The 25,652-nt window shown below is 68.3% G+C and carries 25 protein-coding genes and 1 pseudogene; 12 read left to right on the top strand and 14 right to left on the bottom strand.

The features are described 5' to 3' along the window. Nucleotides 1-196 precede the first annotated feature (196 nt). From ABFX50_RS46155 to ABFX50_RS46135, 5 genes are all read left to right on the top strand, one after another. Complete coding sequence (locus tag ABFX50_RS46155; protein ID WP_346156517.1) at nt 197-817, top strand: L-threonylcarbamoyladenylate synthase; 621 nt, start codon at nt 197-199, stop codon at nt 815-817. A gap of 120 nt (nt 818-937) precedes the next feature. After that, nucleotides 938-2,416 (top strand): amidohydrolase, encoded by a 1,479-nt coding sequence (locus ABFX50_RS46150; protein WP_346156516.1) that lies wholly within the window; start codon nt 938-940, stop codon nt 2,414-2,416. A 58-nt stretch (nt 2,417-2,474) separates the two neighbouring features. After that, a complete protein-coding gene (locus tag ABFX50_RS46145) occupies nt 2,475-2,789 on the top strand; it encodes a hypothetical protein (RefSeq protein WP_346156514.1) in 315 nt (104 codons plus the stop codon). 50 nt (nt 2,790-2,839) lie between these two features. Beyond that, a complete protein-coding gene (locus tag ABFX50_RS46140) occupies nt 2,840-3,703 on the top strand; it encodes an MBL fold metallo-hydrolase (RefSeq protein ID WP_346156512.1) in 864 nt (287 codons plus the stop codon). A 4-nt stretch (nt 3,704-3,707) separates the two neighbouring features. Beyond that, nucleotides 3,708-4,616 (top strand): PhzF family phenazine biosynthesis protein, encoded by a 909-nt coding sequence (locus tag ABFX50_RS46135; protein WP_346156510.1) that lies wholly within the window; start codon nt 3,708-3,710, stop codon nt 4,614-4,616. A gap of 89 nt (nt 4,617-4,705) precedes the next feature. Here the strand turns inward: ABFX50_RS46135 and ABFX50_RS46130 are convergent, their stop codons facing one another. From ABFX50_RS46130 to ABFX50_RS46110, 5 genes are all read right to left on the bottom strand, one after another. After that, nucleotides 4,706-5,266 carry a cysteine hydrolase family protein gene (locus tag ABFX50_RS46130; protein ID WP_346156509.1) on the bottom strand — a complete coding sequence of 187 codons (561 nt, stop codon included), beginning with the start codon at nt 5,264-5,266 and terminating at the stop codon, nt 4,706-4,708. A gap of 183 nt (nt 5,267-5,449) precedes the next feature. Next, nucleotides 5,450-5,797, bottom strand: a complete 348-nt coding sequence (locus tag ABFX50_RS46125; RefSeq protein ID WP_346156506.1) for a DUF1330 domain-containing protein — start codon at nt 5,795-5,797, stop codon at nt 5,450-5,452. A 268-nt stretch (nt 5,798-6,065) separates the two neighbouring features. After that, nucleotides 6,066-7,526: a multicopper oxidase family protein gene (locus tag ABFX50_RS46120; protein ID WP_346156504.1), complete on the bottom strand. Its 1,461-nt coding sequence runs from the start codon at nt 7,524-7,526 to the stop codon at nt 6,066-6,068. Further along, the gene (locus ABFX50_RS46115) at nt 7,523-7,870 is read right to left on the bottom strand and encodes a hypothetical protein (RefSeq protein ID WP_346156502.1); all 348 of its coding nucleotides are present in this window, start codon (nt 7,868-7,870) and stop codon (nt 7,523-7,525) included. Before ABFX50_RS46115 ends, ABFX50_RS46120 begins: the two co-directional genes overlap by 4 nt. Before the next feature lie 51 nt (nt 7,871-7,921). Beyond that, nucleotides 7,922-8,149 carry a hypothetical protein gene (locus tag ABFX50_RS46110; protein WP_346156499.1) on the bottom strand — a complete coding sequence of 76 codons (228 nt, stop codon included), beginning with the start codon at nt 8,147-8,149 and terminating at the stop codon, nt 7,922-7,924. 469 nt (nt 8,150-8,618) lie between these two features. Between ABFX50_RS46110 and ABFX50_RS46105 the strand changes: the two genes are divergently transcribed. Further along, nucleotides 8,619-8,906 carry a hypothetical protein gene (locus ABFX50_RS46105; RefSeq protein WP_346156498.1) on the top strand — a complete coding sequence of 96 codons (288 nt, stop codon included), beginning with the start codon at nt 8,619-8,621 and terminating at the stop codon, nt 8,904-8,906. Between the two features lie 142 nt (nt 8,907-9,048). Here ABFX50_RS46105 and ABFX50_RS46100 read toward each other — a convergent pair whose 3' ends face one another. The 3 genes from ABFX50_RS46100 to ABFX50_RS46090 form a co-directional block, all read right to left on the bottom strand. Further along, nucleotides 9,049-10,248 carry a TolB family protein gene (locus tag ABFX50_RS46100; RefSeq protein ID WP_346156495.1) on the bottom strand — a complete coding sequence of 400 codons (1,200 nt, stop codon included), beginning with the start codon at nt 10,246-10,248 and terminating at the stop codon, nt 9,049-9,051. Then, entirely contained in the window at nt 10,245-10,784 is a 540-nt protein-coding gene (locus ABFX50_RS46095; protein WP_346156492.1) for a SigE family RNA polymerase sigma factor, read from the bottom strand. Before ABFX50_RS46095 ends, ABFX50_RS46100 begins: the two co-directional genes overlap by 4 nt. A gap of 418 nt (nt 10,785-11,202) precedes the next feature. Next, nucleotides 11,203-11,373, bottom strand: a complete 171-nt coding sequence (locus ABFX50_RS46090) for a hypothetical protein (protein ID WP_344841169.1) — start codon at nt 11,371-11,373, stop codon at nt 11,203-11,205. A 228-nt stretch (nt 11,374-11,601) separates the two neighbouring features. Here ABFX50_RS46090 and ABFX50_RS46085 point away from each other — a divergent pair, with 228 nt between their 5' ends. After that, the gene (locus tag ABFX50_RS46085) at nt 11,602-12,873 is read left to right on the top strand and encodes a serine hydrolase (protein ID WP_346156490.1); all 1,272 of its coding nucleotides are present in this window, start codon (nt 11,602-11,604) and stop codon (nt 12,871-12,873) included. A gap of 227 nt (nt 12,874-13,100) precedes the next feature. Here the strand turns inward: ABFX50_RS46085 and ABFX50_RS46080 are convergent, their stop codons facing one another. Beyond that, a complete protein-coding gene (locus ABFX50_RS46080) occupies nt 13,101-13,700 on the bottom strand; it encodes a TetR/AcrR family transcriptional regulator (protein WP_346156487.1) in 600 nt (199 codons plus the stop codon). Nucleotides 13,701-13,848: 148 nt separating this feature from the next. Here ABFX50_RS46080 and ABFX50_RS46075 point away from each other — a divergent pair, with 148 nt between their 5' ends. Further along, nucleotides 13,849-14,070 (top strand): hypothetical protein, encoded by a 222-nt coding sequence (locus tag ABFX50_RS46075; protein ID WP_183647962.1) that lies wholly within the window; start codon nt 13,849-13,851, stop codon nt 14,068-14,070. Then, nucleotides 14,067-15,632, top strand: a complete 1,566-nt coding sequence (locus tag ABFX50_RS46070) for a carboxylesterase/lipase family protein (protein ID WP_346156483.1) — start codon at nt 14,067-14,069, stop codon at nt 15,630-15,632. The genes ABFX50_RS46075 and ABFX50_RS46070 overlap by 4 nt, the downstream gene beginning before the upstream one ends. Before the next feature lie 386 nt (nt 15,633-16,018). On the opposite strand, the gene ABFX50_RS46065 is transcribed toward ABFX50_RS46070, so the two are convergent. The 4 genes from ABFX50_RS46065 to ABFX50_RS46050 form a co-directional block, all read right to left on the bottom strand. Further along, on the bottom strand, nt 16,019-16,489 hold the full coding sequence (locus tag ABFX50_RS46065) for an NUDIX hydrolase (RefSeq protein WP_346156481.1): 471 nt from the start codon (nt 16,487-16,489) through the stop codon (nt 16,019-16,021). 285 nt (nt 16,490-16,774) lie between these two features. Then, nucleotides 16,775-19,171, bottom strand: a complete 2,397-nt coding sequence (locus ABFX50_RS46060) for a DUF4132 domain-containing protein (protein WP_346156479.1) — start codon at nt 19,169-19,171, stop codon at nt 16,775-16,777. Nucleotide 19,172: 1 nt separating this feature from the next. After that, complete coding sequence (locus ABFX50_RS46055) at nt 19,173-19,301, bottom strand: hypothetical protein (RefSeq protein ID WP_346156476.1); 129 nt, start codon at nt 19,299-19,301, stop codon at nt 19,173-19,175. A gap of 1,738 nt (nt 19,302-21,039) precedes the next feature. Then, nucleotides 21,040-21,870: an alpha/beta fold hydrolase gene (locus tag ABFX50_RS46050; protein ID WP_346156472.1), complete on the bottom strand. Its 831-nt coding sequence runs from the start codon at nt 21,868-21,870 to the stop codon at nt 21,040-21,042. Between the two features lie 238 nt (nt 21,871-22,108). Between ABFX50_RS46050 and ABFX50_RS46045 the strand changes: the two genes are divergently transcribed. Continuing rightward, nucleotides 22,109-22,825, top strand: coding sequence for an AraC family transcriptional regulator (locus ABFX50_RS46045; RefSeq protein WP_346156470.1), 717 nt, complete (start codon nt 22,109-22,111; stop codon nt 22,823-22,825). Between the two features lie 102 nt (nt 22,826-22,927). Here the strand turns inward: ABFX50_RS46045 and ABFX50_RS46040 are convergent, their stop codons facing one another. Next, nucleotides 22,928-23,356, bottom strand: coding sequence for a hypothetical protein (locus ABFX50_RS46040; RefSeq protein ID WP_346156467.1), 429 nt, complete (start codon nt 23,354-23,356; stop codon nt 22,928-22,930). Between ABFX50_RS46040 and ABFX50_RS46035 the strand changes: the two are divergent. Continuing rightward, nucleotides 23,249-23,476, top strand: a pseudogene (locus ABFX50_RS46035) (recombinase family protein); the annotation flags it as partial. The gene ABFX50_RS46040 and the pseudogene ABFX50_RS46035 overlap by 108 nt on opposite strands. A 138-nt stretch (nt 23,477-23,614) precedes the next feature. Next, on the top strand, nt 23,615-24,631 hold the full coding sequence (locus ABFX50_RS46030) for an alpha/beta fold hydrolase (protein ID WP_346156465.1): 1,017 nt from the start codon (nt 23,615-23,617) through the stop codon (nt 24,629-24,631). Nucleotides 24,632-25,652 lie beyond the last annotated feature (1,021 nt).

Genomic DNA, 25,652 nt, shown 5'->3' with positions numbered 1-25,652 from the left:
CGGACATGGTGGAGCCTCTTCGAGGACGGACGCGCAGGGAGAGGCGACGTGACGGCCCGGTGGGTTACTTCAGGACCCAGAGCGCCCAGAACGGGCTGTCCATGGCGCCGTTCCTGCAGGCATGACCCGCATATACGCCGAGTGCTGGACGGGCCGTGTGTCATGCCGAGAAGCCCGCGCTTCTAAGCTCTGGGGTGTGGCCAAGTATTTCGATGTGCATCCGGACAGTCCGCAGCCCCGGCTGATCAGTCAGGTGGTCGAGCTTCTGCATGCGGACGGGCTGATCGCCTACCCGACGGACTCGTGTTACGCGCTGGGGTGCCGGCTGGGCAACAAGGAGGGCATCGAGCGCATCAGGGAGATCCGCAGCCTCGGCAGTGACCACCATTTCACCCTGGTCTGCAGAGACTTCTCCCAGTTCGGACAGTTCGTCCACGTCAGCAATGCGCTGTTCCGCTCGGTCAAGGCGGCGACCCCCGGCGGTTACACGTTCATCCTGCCCGCGACCAAGGAGGTGCCGCGGCGGCTGCTGCATCCCCGGAAGAAGACGGTCGGCGTCCGGATCCCCGATCACGTCGTCACGCAGGCACTGCTGGCCGAGCTCGGCGAACCGCTGGTGTCGAGCACCCTGTTGCTGCCTGACGAGAGCGAGCCCCTCACGCAGGGCTGGGAGATCAAGGAGAGGCTCGACCACGAGGTGGACGCCGTCATCGACGCCGGCGAGTGCGGCGCCACCCCGACGACGGTCGTCGACTTCTCGCAGGGCGAGCCTGAGATCCTCCGCCGAGGCGCCGGAGACTCCTCCCTCTTCGAGTAGGCGATCGCCCCCGCGCCATCGCCATCGTCCACCGCCTACGAGATCATTCGAACGCCCGACGAGCGGAACGCCGACGCCGCGCCCGCGCGGGAGACGGTACGGGATCCCTGAGGAGACGGCATGAACACCCTCCTGCGCTCGGCCCGGCTGGGCCGGAACGCCGCGCCGTACGATGTGCTGGTCTCGGCCGGCCGCGTGGCGCGGGTCCGTGAGAGCATCACCGCCGAGCCAGGCTGGGAGGTCGTCGATCTCGACGGCCGTTTCGTGCTGCCGGGCCTCTGGGACCACCACGTGCACTTCGACCAGTGGACGCTCGCCCGCGAGCGTGTGGACCTGTCCGGGGCGGAGTCGGCGGCGGCGACCGCCCGCCTGGTGGCGGAGCGGTTGCGCACCAGGCCGCCGGAGGGGGAGCTGCCGCTGGTGGGCTACGGCTTCCGCGACGCGATGTGGGCCGACCGCCCCCATCGCGACCTGCTGGACGCCGCCGCCCCCGACGTCGCGCACGTTCCCGTCGTGCTGATCAGCGGCGACCTGCACAGCTGCTGGCTGAACTCCGCCGCCGCCCGCAGGTATGGCTGGGCCGACCACGCCAGCGGCGTCCTGCGTGAGTCCGAATGGCAGCCGATCCTCGCCGATGTCAACAGGCTGCCGCCTGAGGTGCTCGACGCGTGGGCGGCGAAGAGCGCGGCGGCGGCGGCCGCGCGGGGCGTGGTCGGCCTGGTCGAGTTGGAGGCGCCCTGGCCGCTGGACGCCTGGATCCGCCGCGTCCGCGGCGGCAACCGGGCGCTGCGGGTGGCGTGCGGGGTGTGGCCCTCGCATCTGGAGGAGGCGATCGAGCGGGGCCTGCGCTCTGGCGAGGTGATCCATGGAACCGACGGGTTGGTCGAGATGGGACCGTTCAAGGTCATCACCGACGGCTCACTGAACACCCGCACGGCCTACTGCCACGACCCGTACCCGGGCCTCGAGGGCGACGCCCACCCTCACGGCATGCTGCTGGTGCCGCCGGAGGAGCTGGTCCCGCTCATGGAGCGCGCGTGGGGGGCGGGGCTGCGCCCGGCCGTGCACGCCATCGGCGACAGGGCCAACAGCCTCGCGCTCGACGCTTTCGAGCGCGTCGGCGCGCGGGGCACGATCGAGCACGCGCAGCTGCTGGACGAGGCCGACCTCGGCCGCTTCGCCGCGCTCGGAGTGGTCGCCAGCGTGCAGCCCGAGCACGCGATGGATGACAGGGACGTGGCCGACCACCACTGGGCCGGCCGTACGGGGCGGGCCTTCGCCTTCGGCGCGCTGCTCACGGCCGGCGCCCGGCTGGTGCTGGGCTCCGACGCCCCAGTGGCTCCGCTGGACCCGTGGGTCACGATCGCCGCCGCCGTCGACCGTAGCCGTGACGGCCGCGAGCCCTGGCATCCCGAGCACGCGATCCCGGTCGCCGAAGCGATCGCGGCCTCCACCCGTAACGGGCGGGCGAACCTGGCCGAAGGCGACGAGGCCGACCTGGTGGTCACCGACGACAACCCTTACGAGGGCAGGGCCCTGCGGTCGATGCCGGTCTCCGCCACGATGCTGGGGGGCCGGTGGACCTGGCGCGAGGACTGACCACGGAGGTGCGTTCGCGGCGGATCCCCAGCACTACGACTTCCACGGGCCACGGTGCGTGAAGGACCTCAACCTGGAGCGGATCTCGTTCGGTAAGACTGACGGAGAGACCTCCATGGAACTCGTGTTCCGGCACAACTGCTGGAAACACGAAGAAGACCTGATCATCCGCTACGAAGGCGTGTCGGACTACGGACTCGACATCGCCGCACCTGCCGGGATCGAGCCGCGCAGCGTGGTGATCCTCGACGAGATCCTGCCGCACCCCGATGGATGTGGCCATGAGATCGCCTTGCGGCCAGGAGCGATCACTGTGGTCTGCCGGGACCTGACCGCCACATGGGTGGAGGCCGACTGCCCCGACAAGCCCTGAGCGGCATCCGACACAATTGACGCAGAGAAGCCTTTCGAAGGAACCTCCCGTTGATCAATTTCACGTCCGTCTCGCCACAACCGCGCGCCTTCGACGTCGACTGGATCCATGGATCGCCGTCGGCCAAGCACAACACCGACCCCGACATCCAGGTGTACGCCTATGACGAGCACACGTTCGTCCTGCGGCAGAACATGGCGATCAACTACGAGGCGCCCTTTCTCTTCCTGCTGTTCGGCAACGACCAGGCCGTTCTTCTCGACACCGGCGCGACCGAATCCGCCGAGTTCTTCCCCTTGCGCGAGGTGGTCGACGAACTGGTCGACGACTGGCTCACCCGCCACCCAACAGACGGCTACCGCCTGCTCGTCCTCCACACGCATGCCCACGGCGACCACATCGCCGGCGACGCCCAGTTCATCGATCGTCCCGACACTCTCATCGTGGACGCACGCCTGAGCAACGCCTGGAAGTTCTTCGGCTTCGATGCGGATCCTTCGCGCATCGCCCATGTCGACCTGGGCGGAAGAGTGCTGGAGTGCCTGGCGACCCCTGGCCACCACGAAGCGGCCGTCACGTTCTACGACCCCCACACCGGCTTCCTGCTCACCGGCGACACGATCTACCCCGGCAGGCTCTACGTCCAGGACTGGCCCGCGTTCATCGCCACCGTCGATCGGTTGATCGACTTCACCGCCACCCGCCCTGTCACCCACGTGGTCGGCTGCCACATCGAGATGACCACCACGCCAGGCGCCGATTACCCCGTCCGCACCACCTATCAGCCCGACGAGCCACCCCTCGAGCTGACCGTCGGCCATCTGCGGCAGATCCGCAGCGCCATCGAGGAGATCGGCGAGCGATCCGGCTCCCACGCCTTCGCCGACTTCATCATCTGCCGCCAGGACGGCTGACCCCATGCCTCAGACCGCCTGCCTGGTAACCGGCTCGGCCTTCGTCGACGTGGACGACCCCGGCAGCGGCCTGGGCAATCCTTTCGCCGTCGTGCTGGGCGACGATGTGCCGGCGTGGGATCTCGAGCGACGTCGTACGGTGGCCCGGCGGTCAGGCGCCCCCGAGACCGTCTTCGTCAACGCCCTGCGTGGCTCGCAGCTCGAGATCACCGTGCTGACGCCCACGGGACAAGAGCTCGGTGCCTGCGCACATGGTTTCATCGGGGCCGTGCACACCCTGGCCGCGACCGGAGCCCTCGCCTCCGGCGACGAGGTGGAGATCAGAACGTCCGCCACGGCCGCAGCCGTAGCCTCGGTGAGGCCCGGCGATGTCGTCATGCTGCGATTCGTGTCCCGACCACCGAGGCCCGCCGACGACCTCGGCCCCGCCCTGACCGGGATCTTCCCGCTCCCCGTGCGGAGGCCCGGCTCCACCCTGGAGATCCTGTCCGTCGGCTCGCCCAAGCTGACCGTCGAAGTGACGCCCGAGACCTTCGCCCTGCTCCGTACCCAGCTGCACCTGCTCGACTTCGACAACCTGCTGCACCTGCAACGCACCGCGGAGATCAACGGAGTACACCTGTTCTGCCGCGACCCGCAGACCCTTCTGCCTGCACAGTCGATCCAGGTGAACGCCTACCTCGGCGAAGACCTGATGATCGACCGCGCCACCGGGGTGTCGAACGCCGCACAAGTCAGCGCCGACCCGTACGTCCGGCCAGGCCAGCAGGTACAGATCGCCCAATACTCCCGGCAGGGACGCACCGCGATCCTGAGCATCATCAAGGGCCACCACGGCGAGGTCCAGGTAGGAGGCGCCGTCACGCTCACCTCCCGCCGTCCCGCCGATGATGGGGCTGCTCCTGTGCACTAGAGCTGATCGAATGCGCCCGCCCGTCTCCATCGGTGGGATCAACTTCCGTTCGCCGCGGGCATGCCCAGGTCTTCAACGCTGAGGGCTGCTCACAGGCGGGCGGTCCACTCGTGGCTCGTGAGAACCTCAGCACCCCTGGCAGGGAAGACGCGGTTGATCAGAAAGTCGTGCACGTCCGGTTCCCCATCGGCGCAGGCGTCGCTGAGGACGGTCAGGCGGTAGTCGCGATCGGCGGCGTCGTAGAGCGTGGCGGCGACCATCGCCCCGGTCGCGACACCGGTCAGCACGAGCGAGTCGATGCGCTGGGCGCGCAGCAGCAGATCGAGGTCGGTGGCCGCGAACGCGCTGGCGCGGTGCTTGAGGACGACGGCCTCGCCCGGCAACGGCTTGATGCGCGGGTGCACGAGCGTCTCGGGGGATTCTGCGTGGAACAGCGTCCCCGCCCCGTGCAGGGTACTGATCACCTGGTTGCCCGCCGCCACATCAAGGCCTGAGGCCCGGAGCCCGAAACGTATGAAGATCACCGGGATTCCGGCGGCTCTGGCCGCGGGGAGAACCCTTTCCATGACGGGAAGCACGCCGGCGGCGAAGGGATAGTTGTCCACGATGCCCGCCTGCAGGTCGCCGACGATGAGCGCGGTGGTGGTCATACGGTTTCCTTGTCTGTACGGCGCGCCATCGACTCTCCACAGTTGTATTTCTGGCGTTGTTGTAGATCAAGTACGACGATAGTGGGGCAGATGCGCATATGCGCCATGGCACTGTCAGGCTCTACGCCCACCACGACCACGTCCTGCCGAACGCTGCTGAGCCGGCCCGAACCCGAGGGCTACCTACTCGGCAGGCAGGGCCTCCCGCATCGCCTTCGCGGTGGCAGCGGGGTCGTAGCCCTCGGGGACGCCTTCGATCAGGATGATGTCGCCCCTGATGTGCCGCGAGCGCAGCGGTGCGATCTCCTGGTATGCGGGGGAGTCCCACCATGCCCGCGCCTCGGCGATCCCCGGGAAGCCGATCATCACGACGTTTCCTGGCCAGGTGCCCTCCTTCACCTCGTGCTGCGTCACGTGCACGAGGAAGCGGCCGCCGTATGGCTCGAAAGTGGCGGGGATGCGCTCGATGTACTCAGCGATCTCCGGGTGGAGGGCGGCCTCGTGCAGGTTCGCGATGACGTAGGCGGGCATGGTGTCCTTCCGGTCGGTCAGGCTCTGTACGTCGACGATCGTGGCATGCGGACGCGCCGGGGTCGATGACCTGGCAGGTAAGCGGCCAGGGTCCTACGGCCTGTCAAGGGGCGCTCTTGGCGCGTCGCTCAAGCGATGTGCCTGCGGCCACCCTGACAGGCCGCGCTTCCCCGAGTCCGCTGCCGATGACCACGCTCGGGCCGAGCATGGCCGGGGCGAGTCGACGTGTTTCACAGCTCGCGGGTGTTCTTCCGGGCGAGACCGGGCATCAGACCACCTCGAAGGTGCTCATCATGGCCATGTCCTCGTGTTCGAGGTTGTGGCAGTGCAGGACGTACCGGCCCCGGTAGCCGGTGAAGCGGGTGATGATCTCCACGGTCTGAGCCTCCCGCAGCTCGACGGTGTCCTTCCACTCCGCCGGTCCGCTCGGTCGCTCGCCCCCGACCGACAACACCTGGAAGCCGGCCAGGTGCAGATGGACGGGATGGGCGACATCGCTGGTCAGCCGCCAGATCTCGATATCACCCAGCCGCGGCTTGGCGTCGACCCTGCGAGCGTCGAACGGCTTGCCGTTGATCATCCAGCCGGTGTGGCCGTGCAGGTCGCCGCTGGTGAACTGGAAGTCGCGGGTCACCGTGGCCTTGGCGGGGTCGAGCGGCTCCACGCGCGACAGCGTCGCGGGGATCGCCGAGTCGTCGCGGGCGTCACGCTCGACGGTGAACCGCATCACCCGGGCCTGTGCTCCTTCCTCCAGGAGGTTGCGCAGCTCGACATGATCGCCCACACGGTAGGCGGCGAAGTCGACCACCACGTCGGCGCGTTCGCCCGGCGCCAGCCGTACCCGCTCCAAGGTTCTCGGGGCGGCCAGCAGGCCGCCGTCGCTGCCGATCTGGGTCAGCGTGCCGCCAGGCGGCAGGGCCAGCTCGTAGGTGCGGGCGTTGGAGCCGTTGAGCAGCCGCAGCCGGTAGCGGGCCCGATCGACCCCCAACCGCGGCCATGGCGCGCCGTTGACCAGGATGACATCGCCCAGCACGCCGCCCATGAACGCCTCCCGGGCACCGGGCCCGCCGTCGCGCGCGGGGTACGGCATGGTCCCGTCGGCGGCGAAGGAGCGGTCGCAGATCATCAACGGCACGTCCCGCTCGCCCGACGGCAGCGGCAGCGCCGACTCCTCCGCGTCGCCGACCAGGAAGAACCCGGCCAGCCCACGCCACACCTGCGGCCCGGTGTAGTCCATGCGGTGGTCGTGGTACCACAGCGTGGCCGCCCGCTGCTCCAGCGGGAACACGTAGTCGCGCCGGGCGCCCGGCTGGACCAGGTCGGTGGGATAGCCGTCTGACTCGGGCGGGGTGTGCCCGCCGTGCAGATGGGTGACGGTCGGCGCGCCCAGGCCGTTGGCGACGCGCACGACGGTCCTGCGCCCGGCGCGCGCCCTGATGGTCGGCCCGGGGAACTGCCCGCCGTATCCCCAGATCGGGGTACGGAGACCGGGCAGGATCTCCACCTCGGCCGCGCGCTGGACGAGCTCGTAGTAGTCGGCTGAGGCATCGGACCTGTACGGCTTCGCGAGCGCGGGTATGGGCAGCGGCACCGTGTAAGGCGTCGGTAGCGGCGCGCTGCTCGCCAGCAGCCTCGGCGCCGGGGTGCTGCCGATCAGAGAGCAGCCGGCGACGCTCAGCGTCGCGCCCAGGCCGAGCAGGCGCAGCGCCTGCCGCCTTGTCATCGTCATGCCGACACCGCGGCGGCGCGGCGGTCCGACCAGGCAGGAACCAGCTGGAGCAGGCTCACACCGAACATCAGCACGCCGAGCGGGACGTGCAGGGTCTTCAGGTGGGCCATGCCCAGCGCCATCTGAGCCAACGTCATCACCAGCATGCCGACCGCGGGCAGGATGGCGCCCAAGCGCCGCGCCACCAGCGCGGCGACCAGGTGCAGCAGTACGGTGACCGCCACGGCGATCGCCGAGGCGCTGTGCATCGCCCGCCCGCCGGGCGAGGAGAGCAGCAGCCCGGCGGTGACCGCCTGGAGCAGCAGGGCAACGGTCTGCAGGGTGATCGCGATACGCAAGAACACGGGGACTTCCTCAACGGGCCGGGGACTGGGCAACGACGGCGATGGAGATGATCAGGACGCCCGCGCCGAGCGCCGACAAGCGCGGCCTGCCGCGACCGGCGTCGCCAGGCCGAACGAGGTGATGGCCAGGGCCACCGCGCTCCGCATGACCGGCTCGCTGGCCTTGATCATCGTGGTGTGGAAGGTCGGGCGCACATCCAGCGGGACGGCCCTGCATGTGGGGATCACGTTGGCCGCGTCGTATCCGAACGCGCCCGCCAGCAGCTGGGTGGTCGGCAACGCGGCGCCATGGATGTAGCTCGCTTCTCACGAGCCGATATCGTCGTCCAGCTCCGAGGCCCAGGGCATCCCACCAGAGGCTCTTCTGCCGCTACGACACCAGGACCACCCCATGGGCCGATCTACGACACCCGGAGTAGCCCGGCTGGACGAGTTTCGGTTCGCCCGTAGAAGTCCGGTGAATGCGGCGGCCGCAGCAGTTCGGGCCCGCGGTGGACGGACGCGTGGGCGTTCCTACGGCGCCCGTGAACGCGACCGACGCCTCGGCACCTGGCTGTAGTGGCACGTCAGGCCAGGGTGGCGGCGTTGGCGGTGAGCCTCGCCGGCAGAGTCTTGACGATGGCGATGTCACCGGTCATGGGGCAAGCCTGGCGTGGCCTAGGCAAGAGGTGGCAAAACCGGGCGCAGGGTCGTGACGCTTCTCAGGCCGTGGGTAAGCAGGGCAGACCATCACACAACAGGGGGAAACGTGATCAGCACTCTGCACAAGATGGGCGTCAAGTCGTCGCTCATGTACACGGCGGGTATCGCGTCCATCGGCGCCTCCGTCGCGTCCTGGCTGGTTTCCAAGAACATGGAGCCGGCCGGTATCGACCGGGCTGACAGGTGGGGGATCTACGTCGGCCAGTGGGCGCCGACGTTCTTCGCGCTCGGGGTGGCGCTTCGGATCGAGGAAACTCACGACATGAGCCGCGAGGAGATGGAGATGCGGGAGCCGCTGATGTCGGACAGGACGAGGACACCGGCAGGGCTCTAGCCACGGTCAACGGGGACGGCTCAGGGAGCTGTCCCCGTTCGTCTGTCCATCTCGGTACCGATGAGCTGGAGTTGTGTTCCGTCCGGCTGAACGGTGCGGAACCTCGCTGCTGTCCTGCCGGTCCTGCGGGTCGTCCTGCCCCTCAGGGAATCTTGGACAGGTCGATCACGTACCTGCCGCTCGCGGTCAGGTACGTCATCATCCGCCCGGCCCGATCGGCGACCGGGACCTCGCCCTGCGCGGCCTCATTCCCGATGCCCAGGTCCACCAGCGTTCCGGTCTTCAGGTCGTAGAGCCCGAGGCCTGGAGCATGGCTCCGGAGGGTGCGCACGTAGAAGCGGCTCTGGCTGACCGGCTCCGGGATCTGGAAGCCGGTCGGCACCTCCTGCTGTTCCGAGCCGTCACGCAGCCGGGTGAACGCTCTGGCACCGCCTGGCGTCGTCGCGAGGCAGGACTGGACACCGCAGGCGAGCAACTGCTCTCCCTGGCGGGCCGGGGCGGCGTCGCTGACGTGGCCGGTCTCCAGGTTGACCAGGTGGGTGAACGGCGCACCGTCCGGGGGGCTCCACGTGCCCGGTGAACCCGCCCACGGCCAGGACAGCAGGTGCAGCCCGCTTCCGCGCTCGACCGGCGTCACCTGGCCCCCGTTGAGGGGAACGCTGAACACCCCGCCCTTCAGCACGGAGAACACGATCGCGCCTTTGGTCACGACGAGGTTGTCGATCATGTCGCCGCCGGTCTCGTGCTCGGCAACCTGTCTGGCCTCGCCGCCGGTCAGCGGCACGGTCCAGAGGCGTACGGAGGTCTTCGTCGACGTCCACCAGGCCACCACGCCCTCACCCATGCTGAAGTTCGCGGCGGGCCGACCGCTCTTCTTCGGCCGTTCAAGGTCCGTGATCTTCCGGAGCTTCCCTCCGGCCAGGTCGTAGAGGTAGAGGACCTCGGGCTGCTCGGCCTTGCGCCACGCGTTGACCAGCAGCGTCCCGTCGTCGGTCAGCGCGACGGGGCGCAGTTCCCTGCCCTCGGAGTCCTTGGCGGGCATCTTCCACACCGCCTGCGGCCACACCTTCTCGATGGGCTCGGCGGCGGCGCTGATCACCGCGGACGGCACGCCCGACGGGTCGGCCGCGGGTAGCGTTCTCCCGGTGTCGGCTCCCCGCAGGCCCACGACCACCCCGCCGGCGACCACCACCACGGCCGCCGCCGCGATCAGCGCCTGGGACCTGTTCCTGCGTCGCCGGTAGCCGGTCTCCAGCCGCTCCGCCGCCGGGGCGGCCAGCCGTGGCGCCCGCTCGGCCGCGTGTCCCAGGGTCCTGCTCAACCGCTCTTCGATACCCTTCATCGCCGCTCCCCGCGATCCGACATGACGCCTTCCTCGATGTGCTCGCCCACCGCGGAGCGGAGCTTGTCGAGCGCCCGCGACGCCTGGCTCCGCACGGTCCCGCGAGAGATCTTGAGAGCTGCCGCGATCTCCTCGTCGCGCAGCCCCTCGTAATAGCGCAACACCAGCACCACCCGCTGCTTGCGGGGCAGCCCGGCAAGCGTCTCCCACATCGCCTGCTCGTCCTCGCTGGGCAGCGCGTCGTGGTATCCGTGCTCTGGTGGATCCCAGGCGAGCAACTCGCGCCGCCGCAGCCGCCAGGCCGCAGAGTGCAGCCTGGCCATAGTGGTACGTACATAACTTTCCGGATTGTCCTTGGCGCGAAGCCTGGGCCAGGACGCGCGTAGCTTCAGCAGCGCCTCCTGCACCAGGTCGGCCGCGTCGTGCGGGTTCCCGGCCAGGACGTAGCCGTAACGCAACAGCGCATCGCCTCGCTCGGCGACGAAGCCGGCGAACCGGGGATCTGCTTCCAACTGCCTTCGCCTTTCGTCGTCCATGTCACCTCTCAGATGGACTTGCCTGGCGAACTGTTGCATCGCCCTGGTGAAAGGCGCGGCGGTCCTCCCACCACCGGAACCGGTCGCGGGAGGGCTATCAGGGACCCGACGGCGTGGGGGGAGCTGCACCAATCACCCATGCCGCCACGCGCTCTTCAACCACCACCCTTTGGGTGAGCGCGTCGCCGGCCTCGGTATTCGTCAGGACGCGGCGCGGGCCAGGGCGTCAGCGATGAGAGTGGCCGGTGTCTGCTGCAGGGGTCCTGCCGGCGCTGCCCGACGGGCCATCGACACCCAGCCGTGCCGGGCGGTCAGGCGCTCGGAGACATCGAGACGGTCGGGCGGGAGACGCTGTCCGGATTGCGGCGCATGTAGTCAACCCGGCGGTGGCTGGAGGGATTCTTGAACAGGCCGTCATTCAGCCGTCCAGCAGGCGCTGGACGTCCTCCAAGAGTTTCACGTCGGCGGCCAGATGCGCCTCGGCATTGTCGAACAGGGCATCGGCCAGCGGCGACAGCCCTGCCTTGGCATCGCGCCCCGCGGCGAGCATCGCACGCTGGGCCTCCAGCGCCCGGGACGAGGCCGCCACCAGGTCCCGCGCCTCGCCGGACTCCAGGAGCGCGTGCCAGCGCAGCGCCAGCGCGAAGTCGGACCTTGTGGAGTGTGGGGCCGCGGCGAGCGCCTTGCGCAGCAGGTCGCGGAGCGTGCGTCGGCCCTCGGGCGTGATCGCGTATACGCGGCGCAGCCGATCGCCGGTGCGCTCCTCGGAATGGGTCTCCGCCCCCCATGCTCAGATAGTCAAACTAGATTATTCAAATTGGAGGTTCTCGTGTTCTCCCGCCTCTCGCGCCGGATGGACGCGCTCGTCAGCGCGTACACACAACTGGGCAGGTTCAGCGGCGCGGTGCTGGTCGCGCGCGGCGACCGGCGGCTGTTCTCCAAGGGGTACGGCCACGCCGACCACGAGCTCCGTGTGCCCAACACGCCAACGACGGCGTTCCGCATCGGCTCCCAGACCAAGACGTTCACCGCGATCGCGATCCTGCAGTTGCAGGAGCAGGGCAGGCTTCGCGTCACCGACCCGATCGCCCACCACCTGCCCGGCTACCCGCATGGCGGGCAGATCACCCTGCACCACCTGCTGACCAACACCTCGGGCATCCCGGACTACGTCACGACGGATGGCTTCACCCGCGTCATGGGAACGCCACGCGCCCGGCGGCAACTCATCGACGACTTCAAGGACCGACCCCTGTTGTTCGAGCCGGGGGCGCGGATGAGTTACAGCAACTCGGGGTGGATCCTGCTGGGCGAGGTCATCGAGCGGCTGTCCGGTCTGACCTACGGTGAATACCTGCGCCAGCACATCTTTGCCCCCTTGGCCATGGACCGCAGCGGCCTGGCCGACGGCGCTGGGACCGCCGTCGGCTACATGTCGGTCGACGGCCGTGTCATCAGGGCCCCGTACCTGGACAACTCCAACCAAGACGCTGCTGGAGCGCTCCACTCCACGGTTGAAGACCTGCACCGCTGGAACCGCGGCCTGCCGCGGCTGCTTCGGCGTGAGTCGCTGGCGGAACTGTTCAGGCCGCACGTCGAGACCGAGGGCACCGGGTACGGCTACGGCTGCGTGGTAAGCGCAGGCCGGGTGGAGAGCGCCGGCGGCACCATCGGATTCGTCAGCGTCTCAGCCCACTACCGGCACGACGACCTCTTCGTGACCGTGCTGTCCAACATCGAGAACGCGGCATTCTCCGAGATCGAGTCCGTGCTGTCGGCGATCGCCTGCGGCGAGCCGTACGAACTGCCCAGCCGGCGCGTTTTCGTCACCATCACTCCGGACATCCTTGAGCGGTACACCGGCCGTTACACCATGCGGTACATGGGGCGCACCTCCACCATGGACGTCACGCGGGAGGGCGAGCGGCTCATGGTGGAGGTGCACGGTCTGGTCAAGACAGAGCTGCGCCCGATGTCGGAGACCCGCTTCTTCGCCAGGATGAAAGGCGAAGTTGAGTTGGACTTCCTGGCGAACGGTGAAATCGCGCTCAATTGGGCGGGTCGCGAGGTCACCGCCCGGTCCGTCTGAAAGGGGAGCCGCGGTTACTCGGCAGACGTCCAGTCAGCCGCGAATCTTCCTCGAGAAGATCTCCGCTCATCGGCGACGGCGGCGGCCCGCATCGCCGACACTTGCTCCCGTTCACGCCTGGTTCACCACTGCTACCGGACAACCCGCGACAGCGGGTCAGGCACAGTCGCTCCTCACCCGGCCGCCGCAGTACGGCGGTGACGGGCATGGACGGTTCGAGGCGGCGGTCACTCGCCGTTCGTCGTGGTGAAGACGCGGGCAAGCTGGTGATCGATCATGGCTATGGCTTCTTCAGCGGACCGCTGCCTCAGTAGAACGCTTGACTGCATCCCCTCGGCGCCTGCCACCAGGAACGCGGCCTCGGCCGCGGCGTCGATGTTCCGGGGCGCCTGACCGGTTTCCTGGCCCTGCGCGATCAGGCCGGCGACGAGGTTCTCCAGTGCGAGCGGCGCGTCGTGGGCGACCTTGGCCAGGGTGGGGTCGGTCAGGAAGCGGACGAAGTAGGCGGCGTACACCAGGTGCCGGTTGCGCCGATCCTCATCCAGGGGGAGCAGCTCGAGCAGTACTCCTCGCACGATCGCGTGCATGCCGGGCGTGTCGCCGAGCATCGCCAGGCGTTCGCGAGCCTGTTGTTCGGCGTCGTCGTTGAGGATCTCCAACGCGCCCAGCAGCAGTTGGTCTCGGGTGCCGAAGTAGTACTGCAGCAGCCGTGCGGAGACCTTGGCCTCGGCGGCGACCTGTCTCAAGGTGACGTCTTCCAGGCCGCCGCGGGTAGCCAGGCGCCATACGGCTTCCGCGATCTGGCGGCGGCGCTGGTCATGGTCCACCTGTCTCGGCATGCCACCCGTCCTCGCGACTCGGTTGTGGTGCGATCGTACCAAGACTGGTGTTATGGTTCGATCGCACCACAAACTGTGGAGGGCGTGTTCACGCCTGCCGTCACGGCCCTTCGGGGCGATGGGAGTCAAAGCGCACATGAAGCACATCACCGTGCTGATCATTGGCATGCTGCTTCTGGTCCTGGGAGCACAAGGCGCCATCCGGCTGCTGGCCGACCATGACAACGCCGGACTGCTCGCATGGTTGCCCGGCGGTTTCGCGGTGTGGCTGGCCTGTTACGCGGCGGCCGTCGTCGCCGGAGCGCTGCTGGCCGGGTGGGGCAGCAAGAAGGCCAAGCAGAGCGGGCGCGGGCAATGACCGGCCGCACACCGGCGGCGGCCGCGGTTCTCGCCCTGCTGGCGAGCGTCTCGGTGCTCGTGGCGGGCGCTCTCCCCGCTCATGCCGACGAGATCTCCGGCCGGGTCGTCGTGACGGCGTCGGGCGAGGTGCGAGGCACGGATCAGGATGGGGTCCGTCGCTTTCGTGGCATTCCGTACGCTGCTCCGCCCGTCGGGGAGCGGCGCTGGGAGCCACCCCAGCCGCCGAGCTCCTGGACCGGCACCCGCGACGCGACGAAGGCAGGACCGGCGTGCCTACAGCCGCAGGCGCCTGACATGCCCAAGGGCACCCCGCAGAGCGAAGACTGCCTGACTCTGGAGGTGACCACGCCCTCCCGGCCCGGCAAGGGACGGCCGGTCATGGTCTGGGTGCCCGGGGGCGGTTTCATCACCGGCTCCGGCTCGATCTACGACCCGGCCCGGCTGGTCAGGGCCGGAGACATCGTGGTCGTGACGGTCAACTACCGGCTCGGCGTGTTCGGCTTCTTCGCCCACCCCGAGCTCGGCGAGGCGAGCAACTTCGGCCTGCAGGACCAGGTGGCGGCGCTGCGCTGGGTGCGCGCCAACATCGCCGCGTTCGGCGGTGATCCCGGCAAGGTCACCCTCGCTGGAGCCTCGGCCGGGGCGATGAGCACCTGCACCCTCATGACCTCACCGGCGGCCCAGGGCCTGTTCCACCGAGCGATCGTCCAGAGCGGATCGTGCCGCACCAGCCACCCGGCCGGCGCGATGGGCAAGGGCATGCCCGCGATCTCCTCCTGGCATCCGATCGCAACCGTCCAAGGCGCCGGCCAGGCCCTGGCTGGGCAACTGGCCTGCGCCGACGTGGCCTGCCTGCGCCGCAAGAGCGCCGGCGAGCTGCTGCCGTACACCGCCCAGTTCCCCCTGCTCGCCTACGGCACCAGCCTCGTCCCGCAAGAGCCGGCCAAGGTCTTCGCCGCGGGCGAACAGATAGCCGTACCGCTGCTGCAGGGCAACACCCGCGACGAGCACGTCGAGTTCACGCTGGCCGTCTACCCGCAAGGCATCACTGACCGCCAGTACCCGGCCTTGCTCAAGACCGCCTTCGCATCGGCCGCGCCACAGGTCGAACGACGCTATCCGGCGCGACGCTTTCCCTCTCCAGCCGCGGCGACCAGCCGCGTGTTCAGCGACAGCGGCTGGATCTGCCCCTCATGGAAGTCCGGCCGCGAGCACGCGAGAAAGGCGTCCACTTACACCTACGTCTTCGCTGACCCGTCGGCACCCACGCCCAGCGGCGAGCCCCTGCCCGCACACGTCCGGCCCGCAACCGCACACGGAGCCGAGACCTTCTACCTGTTCGACTTCTCCGATACGCCCGGGCTCAGCGCGGCACAAACGCGCCTGGCCGACCGGATCGTCGGATACTGGACCAGGTTCGTCCGGACCGGCGACCCCAACGGGGCGGGCAGTACGAGGTGGCCCCGTCTGGGTGCCGCCGACCGCGCGCTCGAGCTCGCTCCCGGAGCGATACGACCGATCAACATGAAGAAAGCCCACCACTGCGGCCTCTGGCTCTGACGGCTGGATCACCAACGAGAAGCCTCAGCGTGAAAGGTCCCAAGATTTACGCAACCTCGGAAACGCACTCTCAGGTGTCGGACATGTGCGTGGCGACGGCGGCAAGCCGTTCGCCAGGGCGTCACCGTGACGTCCTGACGAACGGATCGCGGGCTTGCCGCTACAGGTCGAGCTGTAGTGTCACCGTCTTGTGGGTGGGCAGGTAGCCGAGCGCGTCATTGATAGCCCGCATGTGGCCGTTGCTCGCCGGTCGGCAGGTGCGCCACCACCTGCGAGGTCAGCTCGGCGGCGCCCCTCAAGACATGGAAGGTTCTGGCCCGCCTGCGCGACCGGGACTCGTCTTTCAAGCCGTCGCAGACGGCCGCCAGCGCTCTGGATGAAAACGCTCAGTGCTGGATCAAACTGCCGACCGGGACGGGATCGACATGGCCGGTCGCCGGAAGGGTCTGTGCCAGAGCGAGGCCGACATCGACCAACGATGATCGGCGCAGGCGTGCAACGTCGGGAATCGGGGTCCAGACCGACTCGGCGGTTTCGCCGTTCGGCTCAGGCCGAAGTTGGCCACCTGTGATACGAACCCGGTAGAAGATGCCGACATTCTGGTGCTCGGGCCGGCCGGGCAAGCGGTCGGCCGCGGGGATCACCCTCGAATCCACACCCAGCAAGCGTTCAACCACCCCGTCACAGCCGGTCTCCTCGGCGACCTCCCGGATGACCGCGTCGAAGGGATCCTCCCCGTGCTCGACCTTTCCGCCCGGAAGAGTCCAGGTCCGCTCGCCCCGAGGTCCTACGTGGTGGGCGAGCAGCACGGATCCGTCCTCAATGCACACGGCGTACGCCGCCAGTCGGAAGCTCATCGCCGCACGCTATCCCAACGCCCAGAATCCGCGCATTCCGCTGACCGGGAGCCGTCCCGCCAGCCAACCGAGGGCCCGATACCCATCCCGACCAGCCACGTCAGGCGTGCTGCGAGCATGCCGGGATGATCGCGACTCCTGATGACTACTCCTGGTTCTCCGTGAGCGCTTCCCCGAGGCGGCCCACGGCGCCTCCCACCATCTGAGCTCCAGACCATGATCGACGCCGTCACGGCAGGCCACGGCCTACGCCTCTCCACGCCACCTTCATTCAGCGGACTACGGCTAGGTGGCGACGAGCTGGCGGGTGATGCTGGGATCGCTGATCCTGGTGTCGTCCGCCAGCAGGAACGCCTTCGACAAGATGACCGACAGCATTCCGCCGTCCTCCTCGAACGGCAGGAACACAGATGGGGCTGAGCGGTCGCGGCCGGGGACGATGCACAGGTAGGCGTCGTTCGGCTCCATCAGGATGTTGCCCGACCCCAGATGAATCCGATAGGTGCGCAGTTGCCCGCGCACCCGCAGGAACCGGTCGGTCAGCTCCACCCGGTCGGCGATCTTCAGCCGGGGCAGCAGCCGGGCCAGCGCGTCATGCCGCGTGCGAGCGGTCTCGCTCAGTTCGCCGAACCCGTACGACTGCCAGTAGCCGTCGTGCCCGGCCGCCGCCTGCTGGTCGAGCCCCAGGGAGCCGACCGCCACGGCGAGGTCGGCGTCGCGCAGCAGTTCCGACAACACCAGCGGCGGAACTTCGGTGAGCGGCGCGTCGCCGGGAAGATCCGCGTGGCGGAACCGGATCGCGTCGGTGACGGCGCAGGAGGCCGTGCCCCAGGCGTCCTGCTGGGGGTCGGAGGCGACCTGCATGCCCCAGCTCGCCCGCCAGCCGGCGAGCGTCTTGACGGCCGCCCCTACGTCGCCGCCGCACTCGTAGTCCCAGTGACCGATCGACAGCCCGCTCCAGCCGCGCTGCTCCAGCAGCGCCTTGGCCTGCCCGTAACGCACGAAGTGGCCCTTGAAACGGTCGGAGTGGGTGCGGGTGCGCTCCTCGGCGGGGGTGAGCAGGTAGACCTCGCGGAACGCCTGCTTGAACGGCTGCCTGATCCCCAGCTCCAGCAGGTGGTCGCGCCAGCCGCGCACCCCCTCGGCGCTCTCCTGGATCGGGTGCCACAACCGGACGGGCGTGTTGGCGCCCGGACGCACGGATCTGCCGCTCGCGTCGGCCAGGGACCAGCCGCCACCGCTCCTGACCGGCAGCCCGGCGAACCCGTCGGGGAGCCGCCAGATGAGGGCGCGGGTGTAGGGGCCGGTGACCGGATGGTCGAAGAAGTACTGCTCGGCCTCCTGCCATGACAGCTCGCGTTCGACGATGAGCATCTGCTCCAGGCGCAGCCGCTCGGCGGCCTGCGTGCGTTTGAGGTCTTTCAGCGTGGCCTTGAGATCGGCGAGTACCGGATCCTTGCGGATGGACTGGGGCGCCGCCTTGACAACGCGTCCGGACGCGTTGACGAACCGCAGGACCGGGCCGTCGACGTCGAGTCGGACGACGCAGTCGCCGGCTTGCTCCTCCCGGACCCCGTCGGGGCCGAGTCCGAAGGCCGGGACCGTCCGGTCGACGAGCTGTTCATGACTCAGCCCCTCTTGTACGGCCACCGCGTCGAGGGCCTCGGACGCCTTCGCCAGCAGGGCCGGTCGGCGCAGCCTGGCTCGCACACGCGCGAGCACGCCCACCGTGTCGAGGCCGCCCCGCTTGGCCAGCACGTTCAGCGCGGCGTTGGCCAGTCTCTCATTGCGGCAGACGGCGGCGCCGCCTGTGCCGTTGCGCCCGATGCCGCAGTTCGTGGCGACGTCGCCGAGCAGCGTGGAGACCCAGGGCGCGTCGATCACCTCGCAGGTCCACAGCATGCCGCGCAGCGGGAGGGCGGTGTGGCGGGCGAGGAAGACCCTGCCGCCGGGCTCGCGACTCTCGCGGTGGGTGGCCACGCGGGAGAGGATCTCGCGCAGCACCGCCACGCCGTCGTCGGTGAGCAGCGTGCGGACCTTGGCGAGCCAGGGTTCGCTGGGCCTGTTGGCCTTGGCCTTGCACCAGTGTTTCAGCAGAGGCAGCACGGCGGGGTGGGCCAGCCGGGCGGCGTACTTCCCTGCCATGGCACGGGCGATGGGGTCGCCGTCCCAGACCAGGCTGCGCACGACCCCGGCCGGCCCGTGCTCCGGGGGCTCGGTCAGGACGCGCTCCAGGTCCTTGCGTAACGCGGCCCGGCCAGGGCTTCGGTGGGCAGGGTGCCACGGCGGCGCGTCACCAAGGATCTGGCGGCGCTCGGAGTATCCGAGCGTCGCGATGGCGGCCAGCGGAATCCGGTAAAGCTCGGCGTGGCCGGTGTGACCGCAACTCGACAGCGCATCGGCGACCTCCCACAGGAAGCGCGTGTCCTCGAACGTCCAGGGGATGTCGCCCTCGACCACCTCGCGCACCAGCCGGAGCACCTCCTTGGGGTGCTCGTGGCCGCCCTTGTCGCCCAGGCTGAGCCGCAGTTGCGCCCATATGCCGAACGCCCTGCGCCCGGCCTCGCCGGCGCCGGGCCGTCCGCCCGCGTCGTACAGGGCGAACAGCTCACGTGGCAGCCCCTCGGCGCGGTAGTTGAGCAGGTAGCCATAAGACCGGGGAAAGTTGTCGAGGACGCCCATGTCAGCCTCCGGCCCGCGGCACGAGGCGGATGACCTCGCGCGCCGGGCTCGCGTCGGGCCGAGCGGGAGGAGGGATCTCGACCGAGCACCTGCCGGTGGCGCTCTCGTCTCTGAAGGTGGCCGTGGACATGGGGGGCTCCATCGTTGTCGGTCGGTCGACGTGACGGGCCATAGTTACCAACGGGCACCGACAATCTCGAGGCGGGCGCGAGCCGGGGCCCGGAAACGCGAACAGCGCATCCGCGAAGATCGCGGATGCGCTGTTACGGTGCGGTGCGCCGTCAGGGACTCGAATTCCGGACCCGCTGATCAAGAGTCCACGACTTCGACCGCAGCTGTACCGCGTCGGCTCTGACCTGTGGTTTGACGGGTCCGCTCCCGCAGGAATTGTGCCTGTCCGCCTGCTCGGTCGGTACAGCTTGGCCTCCAGGTCAGCGCGGCGACCGTACGGCGGATTCCTGCGTTCACACGGTTTCGGCCGGCGCCCCGACATCTCGACACCCCCTGGCGGACCTTCTTACGATCACAGACCAAGGGCATTCCGACTTGCGATTTCTTCCATGTGGACGCGATCTTGCTGAAGCGCTTATACGTTTTGTTCGTGATGGAGGTCCGCACGCGACACGTGCATGTCCTGGGCGTTGACCTGTGACCCGGCCGCAGCGTGGATCGCTCAGCAGGCTCGCAATCTCCTGATGGACCTCGGCGAGCGGCAAGGCGTTCCGCTTCCTCATCCGCGATCGAGACGCCAAGTTCACCACCATCTTCGATGAGGCGTTCGCCGCCATGGGCAACCGTGCTGAGGACGCCGCCGGGGACCCCGAAAGCGAACTGCTATGCCGAGCGCTGGGTCCGCACGGTGCGCGCCGAGTGCACCGAAGCATACTGATGCGCGGCGAACGTCACCGGTGCTCGGCCCTGAGCGAATATGTCGATCACTACAACGGCCATCGGCCGCATCAGGCTCGTAGGCAACGACCACCAGATCACGATGAGCATCGGGGTTGGGGTCGGGACGCCGGTTGTGGACAGCACAGTAAATGCGACGCCGTGCGTTGCGGCGTTTTCGGCGCCAGTCGGCATGTAGCCATGTTCACCTAGCGGTGTCAGCTGGTGCGGTACCAGCTAGCAAAGCCACCTTCGCGCGGATTCTCTGTCACCGGCCGTTGTCCTGGCCAGCGTGTAGTAGTTTCCGGCGCCGGTCCTGCTGCAGTAGGCGTATGCGGTGACCGGGCTGGTGCCTCGGGGGCAGCAGCCTGCCCTCACGTCGGGCCCAGGCACGTCGATCCAGATCTCCACCGTGACGGCTTGGTTGCCGCATCCGCCGATTCCGGAGATCACATCTCCGTTCCGGCTCGGAGGATAGGCGTACGGCTGGTACCCGTTGCAGTCAGCCGCAGCCGAGGCGGTAGATGCTTCCGGTGCTGCCGACGCCGCCGAGGACCATGGCATGAGGAGCCCTAGCGCCACTGTGAGAATCATGATAATTCGTCGGAATCTCATCCTTTTCCCATCTACGAGTCACCAAGGATTGAGTGATGTTGGTGGTTCCACGTCGAGGCTGCACGTTCCTTCGAATGTCAATTTGATTGTGCTGACGGCCCTCCCCGTACATTCTGGTGAACCGCCGGATCGGCGGCTATCCCGTATTCGCCGATAGATTGACTGGTCTGCGACGCAGTTAATGTGCTTTCTGGCAAAGTAGCGTAGTAAGATATTGGGCACTAGATCCCAAGGAGCCAAAAAGCGCTGCATTCCTGCCAATCGACGCCCGGATGGAGTACGCCGCGGCCTGCCCGAGACGATCGTGGTGGACCGGATGCCGCCACGAACCGCCTGATCAGAATGGATACGGCTCATCGTCTCGTTCAGTCCGCTTGCGCGGCGTGGATCGCGGTGAAGGCCAGGAGGGGCGCGGCGGTCCGCGGCGGATCCTCGAGAATGGGTGAGTGTCCGAGACCGGGCAGCAACTCGACTGTCGCGCCCGGAACAGCGCGGTAGTCGGCGGCGGATGAGGATCGCCATCTGCGGTCGTCCTCGCCGAAGATCACCAGCAGCGGCTTACCGAGGACCATCAGCCGATCCGGGAGCGCCTGCTGCTCCATGTAGTCGCGGGTGGCCCCCATCGTCGTGGTGAGCGTGTGGTAGGTCATAGCGCGCACCTCGTTCAGGAGCTCGCGTGGGATCTGGTAGCCGGCGCGGCTGAAACCGGTGCTCGCAAACCGGCGGATCTGCTCGTCGGTCGGCGGCCACTGCGAGGGTGCGATTGCGGCGGACTGTGGTGCGATGAAGACATCCAGGCTGGGTCCGGTGTTGATGAGCGTGAGCGCGGTCACCAGGTCGGGTCGCTGTTCGGCGAGGGCTGTGGCGCTGCAGCCGCCGCTGGAATGACCGGCCACGATGGCGCGCTTGACGCCGAGCCGGTCCAGTGCCACGGCGGCTCGACGTGCCTGGTCCGGGATCGCATAGCTGGGGCCGGCCGGTTTGGCGGACCGGCCGTGCCCGAGCAGGTCGATCCGGATGACGCGATGGGACTTGGTCAGCAGCGGAACCATCGGGTCCCACGAGCGGGTCGAGGAGGCCGACCCGTGGATGAGCAGGAGTGCGGGGGCCTCGCGGGGGCCGTCCTGGCACACGTAGATGTCGCCGTCGTCCAGGGACAGGGTGGAACTCTCGGTGGCCTCGGCGCCGCCCTTCACCTGCGGTCCGCCATCAGAAATGGTCATGAGGCCACTGTCGCCGCCGGTAGGGGCCGGCGGATTGGACGAATGTTCCCTCAGTCGACGCGCGTAGCATGGGACGGTGCGGACGTTCGTACACGGTGCGGCTGTGTGGGAGGTTGCATGCCCGCAGCGGCCCAGCCGAGTGGCCGGTGTCACCATGGCCGGGTTCCGTGTCGGTGACCTGGACGCGCTCCGGATGGTCCCGCACCCTGCCGTGACGCTGCTTCTGGAGTTCGGCACCGGTTCGCCGGTCCTGGACTATGCCGCCGGGCGGCAGCAGCGGGGGAGTGTCGTCGCCGGGCCCGGGATCGGATCCGGCGGCGCGGTCTGGGCGCGGGGTGAGAACGTCGAGTGCGTGCAGGTGCGCCTGTCCCCGGTGATCGCACGCGCGGTTCTGGGCGCCTCGCCCGCCGACCTCGACGGCGCCGTGGTGGCCCTGGACGACCTGTGGGGTCGGGAGGCGTCACGGATCCGTGAGCGACTGGGCGATGTCTCGTCGTGGCAGGATCGCTTTGCGTTGACGGATGCGCTGCTCGCTCGCCGGCATGAGGCGGGGCCGCCGGTAGACCCGGAGGTGGCCTGGGCCTGGCACCGGATCGTCGGCGGCCGCGGCCTGGTCCGGGTCGACCGACTGGCGGCCGAACTCGGATGGAGCCGCAAGCGCCTGTGGTCCCGGTTCCGCTCGCAACTCGGTCTGCCGCCCAAGCGCGCCGTGAAGCTGGTCCGCTTCGACCATGCCGTCCACCGCCTGGTCACGGGTGAAGGCGCGGCCCGAGTCGCGGCCGACGCCGGCTACGCCGACCAGTCCCACCTGCATCGGGACGTCATGGCGTTCACGGGAGTCACACCCGCGACCGTGGCCGCCGAACCGTTTCTGGCGGTTGACGACATTGCATGGCCCAGCCACGAAACACCCGCCCACCGGCGGTAACAGTGTCCACCGCAAGCATGGAAACAGCCCGACCCTGTGAGCCGACCTTCCAGGACCCATGGACGATCAGGGTAAATCGGCAGTGAGATATGTTCGCGCTGATCAACCACTTGTCTTGACCATCAGCAACAAACGGTCGATCGTAGCCATACCGTGCCAGCGAGCCCGTTCGCGTTCCGGTGTCAAGGCGAAGCATGTGCGCGAACGCGACACCTGCACTCGTCGCAATTGTCTACTGACAGATCGCCCGGGCCCTCCTGCTATCCGCGCGATTTCGGCCAGCACAACGGCAGGCCCGTAGACGCTCGTGAGTGTCGGGAACGACCGTCTGCCGACACCGGCCGAGCCGATCGCGGAGCCGCAGCTGGCATGCGTCGAGAACTCCTGTCGACTTTCAATGTCGATGAATGATCGGGTCGGTAGATTCCGACACATGCTCTTCGGATAGGCCCGGGTGTCCACCGCCGGCCAGAACTTCACCACCAGATCGATGCCCTGCTGGGGGCCAGTGTCGACCGCGACCACATCCATCTGGACAAGGCGAGTGGCGCGGAAGCGTGTCGGCCCGAGCTCGACCGGGCGCTGCGGCTGCTGCGCGCGGGCGACACATTGAAGGTCGCTCGGCTCGACCGGCTGTCGCGGTCGCCACGCGACTGTGAGGCGTGGCAACAGCGCGTGTCCACGCTCACCGTCACCCTGCTCACCCTGACGCCCTGTCGTGGGGGTTACTGTGAAACTGCGGCCAGAGGAATGGGGTGCCGAGATCGGCGATCGGCAAGGAGGCCTCCAATGGACTACGACCTCTTCGAACCTGGTGACATCCAACTGCAGAACGGCGCCACGCTGCGCGACGCCAAGCTGGCCTACAAGACCTACGGCGAGCTCAACGCTGACAAGAGCAACGCGATCGTCTATCCGACGTGGTACTCGGGCCAGCACTATGACAACGAATGGCTCATCGGCGAGGGCATGGCGCTCGATCCGTCGAGGTACTTCATCGTCATCCCCAACATGTTCGGCAATGGCCTCTCGTCGTCGCCGAGCAACACCCCGCCGCCGCACGCCGGGCCACGGTTCCCGCACGTGACGATGTACGACAACGTCCGGGTCCAGCACCGTCTCATCACGGAGCGGTTCGGCATCGAGCGGCTGGAACTCGTCACCGGCTGGTCGATGGGGGCCGGCCAGACCTACCAGTGGGCGCTCAGTTACCCCGAGACGGTCCGGCGGATACTCCCCTTCTGCGGCTCGGCGAAGACCAGCATTCACAACATCGTCTTTCTCGAGGGCGTCAAAGGCGCGCTCACCGCGGACGCGGGGTGGAACAACGGCTGGTACCGCGAGCAGCCGGGGGTCGGGCTGCGGGCGATGGCCCGCGTCTACGCCGGCTGGGGCTTCTGCCAGCAGTTCTACCGGGAGAAGATCTACGAGCGTGAGCCGCTCGGCTACGGCTCCCTGGAGGACTTCCTCGTCGGCTTCTGGGAGGGGTTGTTCGTCAAGCGCGACGCGAACAACCTCCTTGCCATGCTCTGGACCTGGCAGAACGCCGACATCGGCAAGACCCCGGGGTTCGGCGGCGTCGAGGAGGCACTCGCGGCGATCCGCACGCCGGCGATCGTCATGCCGGCGCAGCAGGATCTCTACTTCCCGCCTGAGGACAACGAGTGGGAGGTCGCCCACATGGCCAACGCGGACCTGCGGACCATTCCCGGCTCGTGGGGGCACTTCGCCGGAGGCGGACTCAACCCGGTGGACACGAAGTTCATCGACAACGCGCTCAAGGAACTGCTCGCGAGGGGGGTCTAGTCAAGGGCCGAAACCGTCGTCCTGGTGCCCGGGTGAAAGGGGCGGGCAGTCGTGGGCGCTGATCCACACCCCGGCGACTTCCAGGAGCGGTTCGGTGCCTGTCCGGTGCCAGAACTTAACGAGGATCTGACCTGGACTTCTAGGCTCGGCTTTCGTGCTGTTCGCTCCGGACGGTTTCCCCGGCCTGACGCTCCTATGTCAACGGGCGAGCGGTTGTAGCTCGCTTAGGGTCGGCGTGTGCGTGTTCGCCAAGATGTCCGGCCGCCTCCCCGGGATCACCGACGGGGCCAGCACGGCCGCACAGGCTGATCCAGTACCTGCGCGACGACGTGGCCGCGTTGTGCCGGGGCCGCTTCCGCACCGAGCAAGCCCTCAGCAGTTGCTGTCGACCGCCGCCCGCGCGGTGCACTGGCCGGGTGGAAAGTTTACGACGCCCGGCCGACAGGGCTTGGCCCAGCACTACTACTGCAGTCCTACGCGCTGGTCGTCGAATTGGAGAGGGGGTGGAACGGAACGGCCCACTGCGCAGATCTGCGGCACGGCCTTAGACGTTCCCGGTCAATGACCCGAGAACAAGGAGAAAGCGCGCCGGGGATGGCAGCCGGCAAGCCCGTCGGCTGCCCATGTCTGAAGAGGCGAAATGCGCTTCCACGCCTTCGATCTTTTGCCGTCGCTGCGGTCATCGCAGTCGGCCGACAGTTCTCGCCGCGCCCCGCTGCCAACGTCCTCCCAGGGTGAACATCAATCGTCGAGCGCTGCGGGCGCGGCATATTGTGGACAACTTGCGACTCCATTTGCGGAGATCTAATCGGTTAACATAGATCAGATCGAAGCGGAGAATACACAGGCCAGATCGCTTGACAGGCCTCTGTCCGGCTAATTGGCTAGGTCCAGCCTACGGGAGCGGGGGATCCAGACCATGAATGACCTCTTTTCATCCTCGGGCGACTTCGTAGTTCTGCAGAACGGCGATGGCCTTGCACAGGTGCCCAGTCTTGAGGGGGCAGCAGCGGAGCTTCCG

This window comes from Nonomuraea recticatena, assembly GCF_039533245.1.
GTDB classification, from domain to species: Bacteria; Actinomycetota; Actinomycetes; order Streptosporangiales; family Streptosporangiaceae; genus Nonomuraea; species Nonomuraea roseola.
This window is presented reverse-complemented; position numbering and strand designations above follow the sequence as displayed.

Coding starts and splice junctions, on each gene's coding strand:
- ABFX50_RS46150 (WP_346156516.1), top strand. CDS start 938: ATGAACACCCTCCTGCGCTCGGCCCGGCTGGGCCGGAACGCCGCGCCG.
- ABFX50_RS46135 (WP_346156510.1), top strand. CDS start 3,708: ATGCCTCAGACCGCCTGCCTGGTAACCGGCTCGGCCTTCGTCGACGTG.
- ABFX50_RS46130 (WP_346156509.1), bottom strand. CDS start 5,266: ATGACCACCACCGCGCTCATCGTCGGCGACCTGCAGGCGGGCATCGTG.
- ABFX50_RS46125 (WP_346156506.1), bottom strand. CDS start 5,797: ATGCCCGCCTACGTCATCGCGAACCTGCACGAGGCCGCCCTCCACCCG.
- ABFX50_RS46120 (WP_346156504.1), bottom strand. CDS start 7,526: ATGACGATGACAAGGCGGCAGGCGCTGCGCCTGCTCGGCCTGGGCGCG.
- ABFX50_RS46100 (WP_346156495.1), bottom strand. CDS start 10,248: ATGAAGGGTATCGAAGAGCGGTTGAGCAGGACCCTGGGACACGCGGCC.
- ABFX50_RS46095 (WP_346156492.1), bottom strand. CDS start 10,784: ATGGACGACGAAAGGCGAAGGCAGTTGGAAGCAGATCCCCGGTTCGCC.
- ABFX50_RS46075 (WP_183647962.1), top strand. CDS start 13,849: ATGAAGCACATCACCGTGCTGATCATTGGCATGCTGCTTCTGGTCCTG.
- ABFX50_RS46070 (WP_346156483.1), top strand. CDS start 14,067: ATGACCGGCCGCACACCGGCGGCGGCCGCGGTTCTCGCCCTGCTGGCG.
- ABFX50_RS46065 (WP_346156481.1), bottom strand. CDS start 16,489: ATGAGCTTCCGACTGGCGGCGTACGCCGTGTGCATTGAGGACGGATCC.
- ABFX50_RS46060 (WP_346156479.1), bottom strand. CDS start 19,171: ATGGGCGTCCTCGACAACTTTCCCCGGTCTTATGGCTACCTGCTCAAC.
- ABFX50_RS46055 (WP_346156476.1), bottom strand. CDS start 19,301: ATGTCCACGGCCACCTTCAGAGACGAGAGCGCCACCGGCAGGTGCTCG.
- ABFX50_RS46040 (WP_346156467.1), bottom strand. CDS start 23,356: ATGGATGTGGTCGCGGTCGACACTGGCCCCCAGCAGGGCATCGATCTG.
- ABFX50_RS46030 (WP_346156465.1), top strand. CDS start 23,615: ATGGACTACGACCTCTTCGAACCTGGTGACATCCAACTGCAGAACGGC.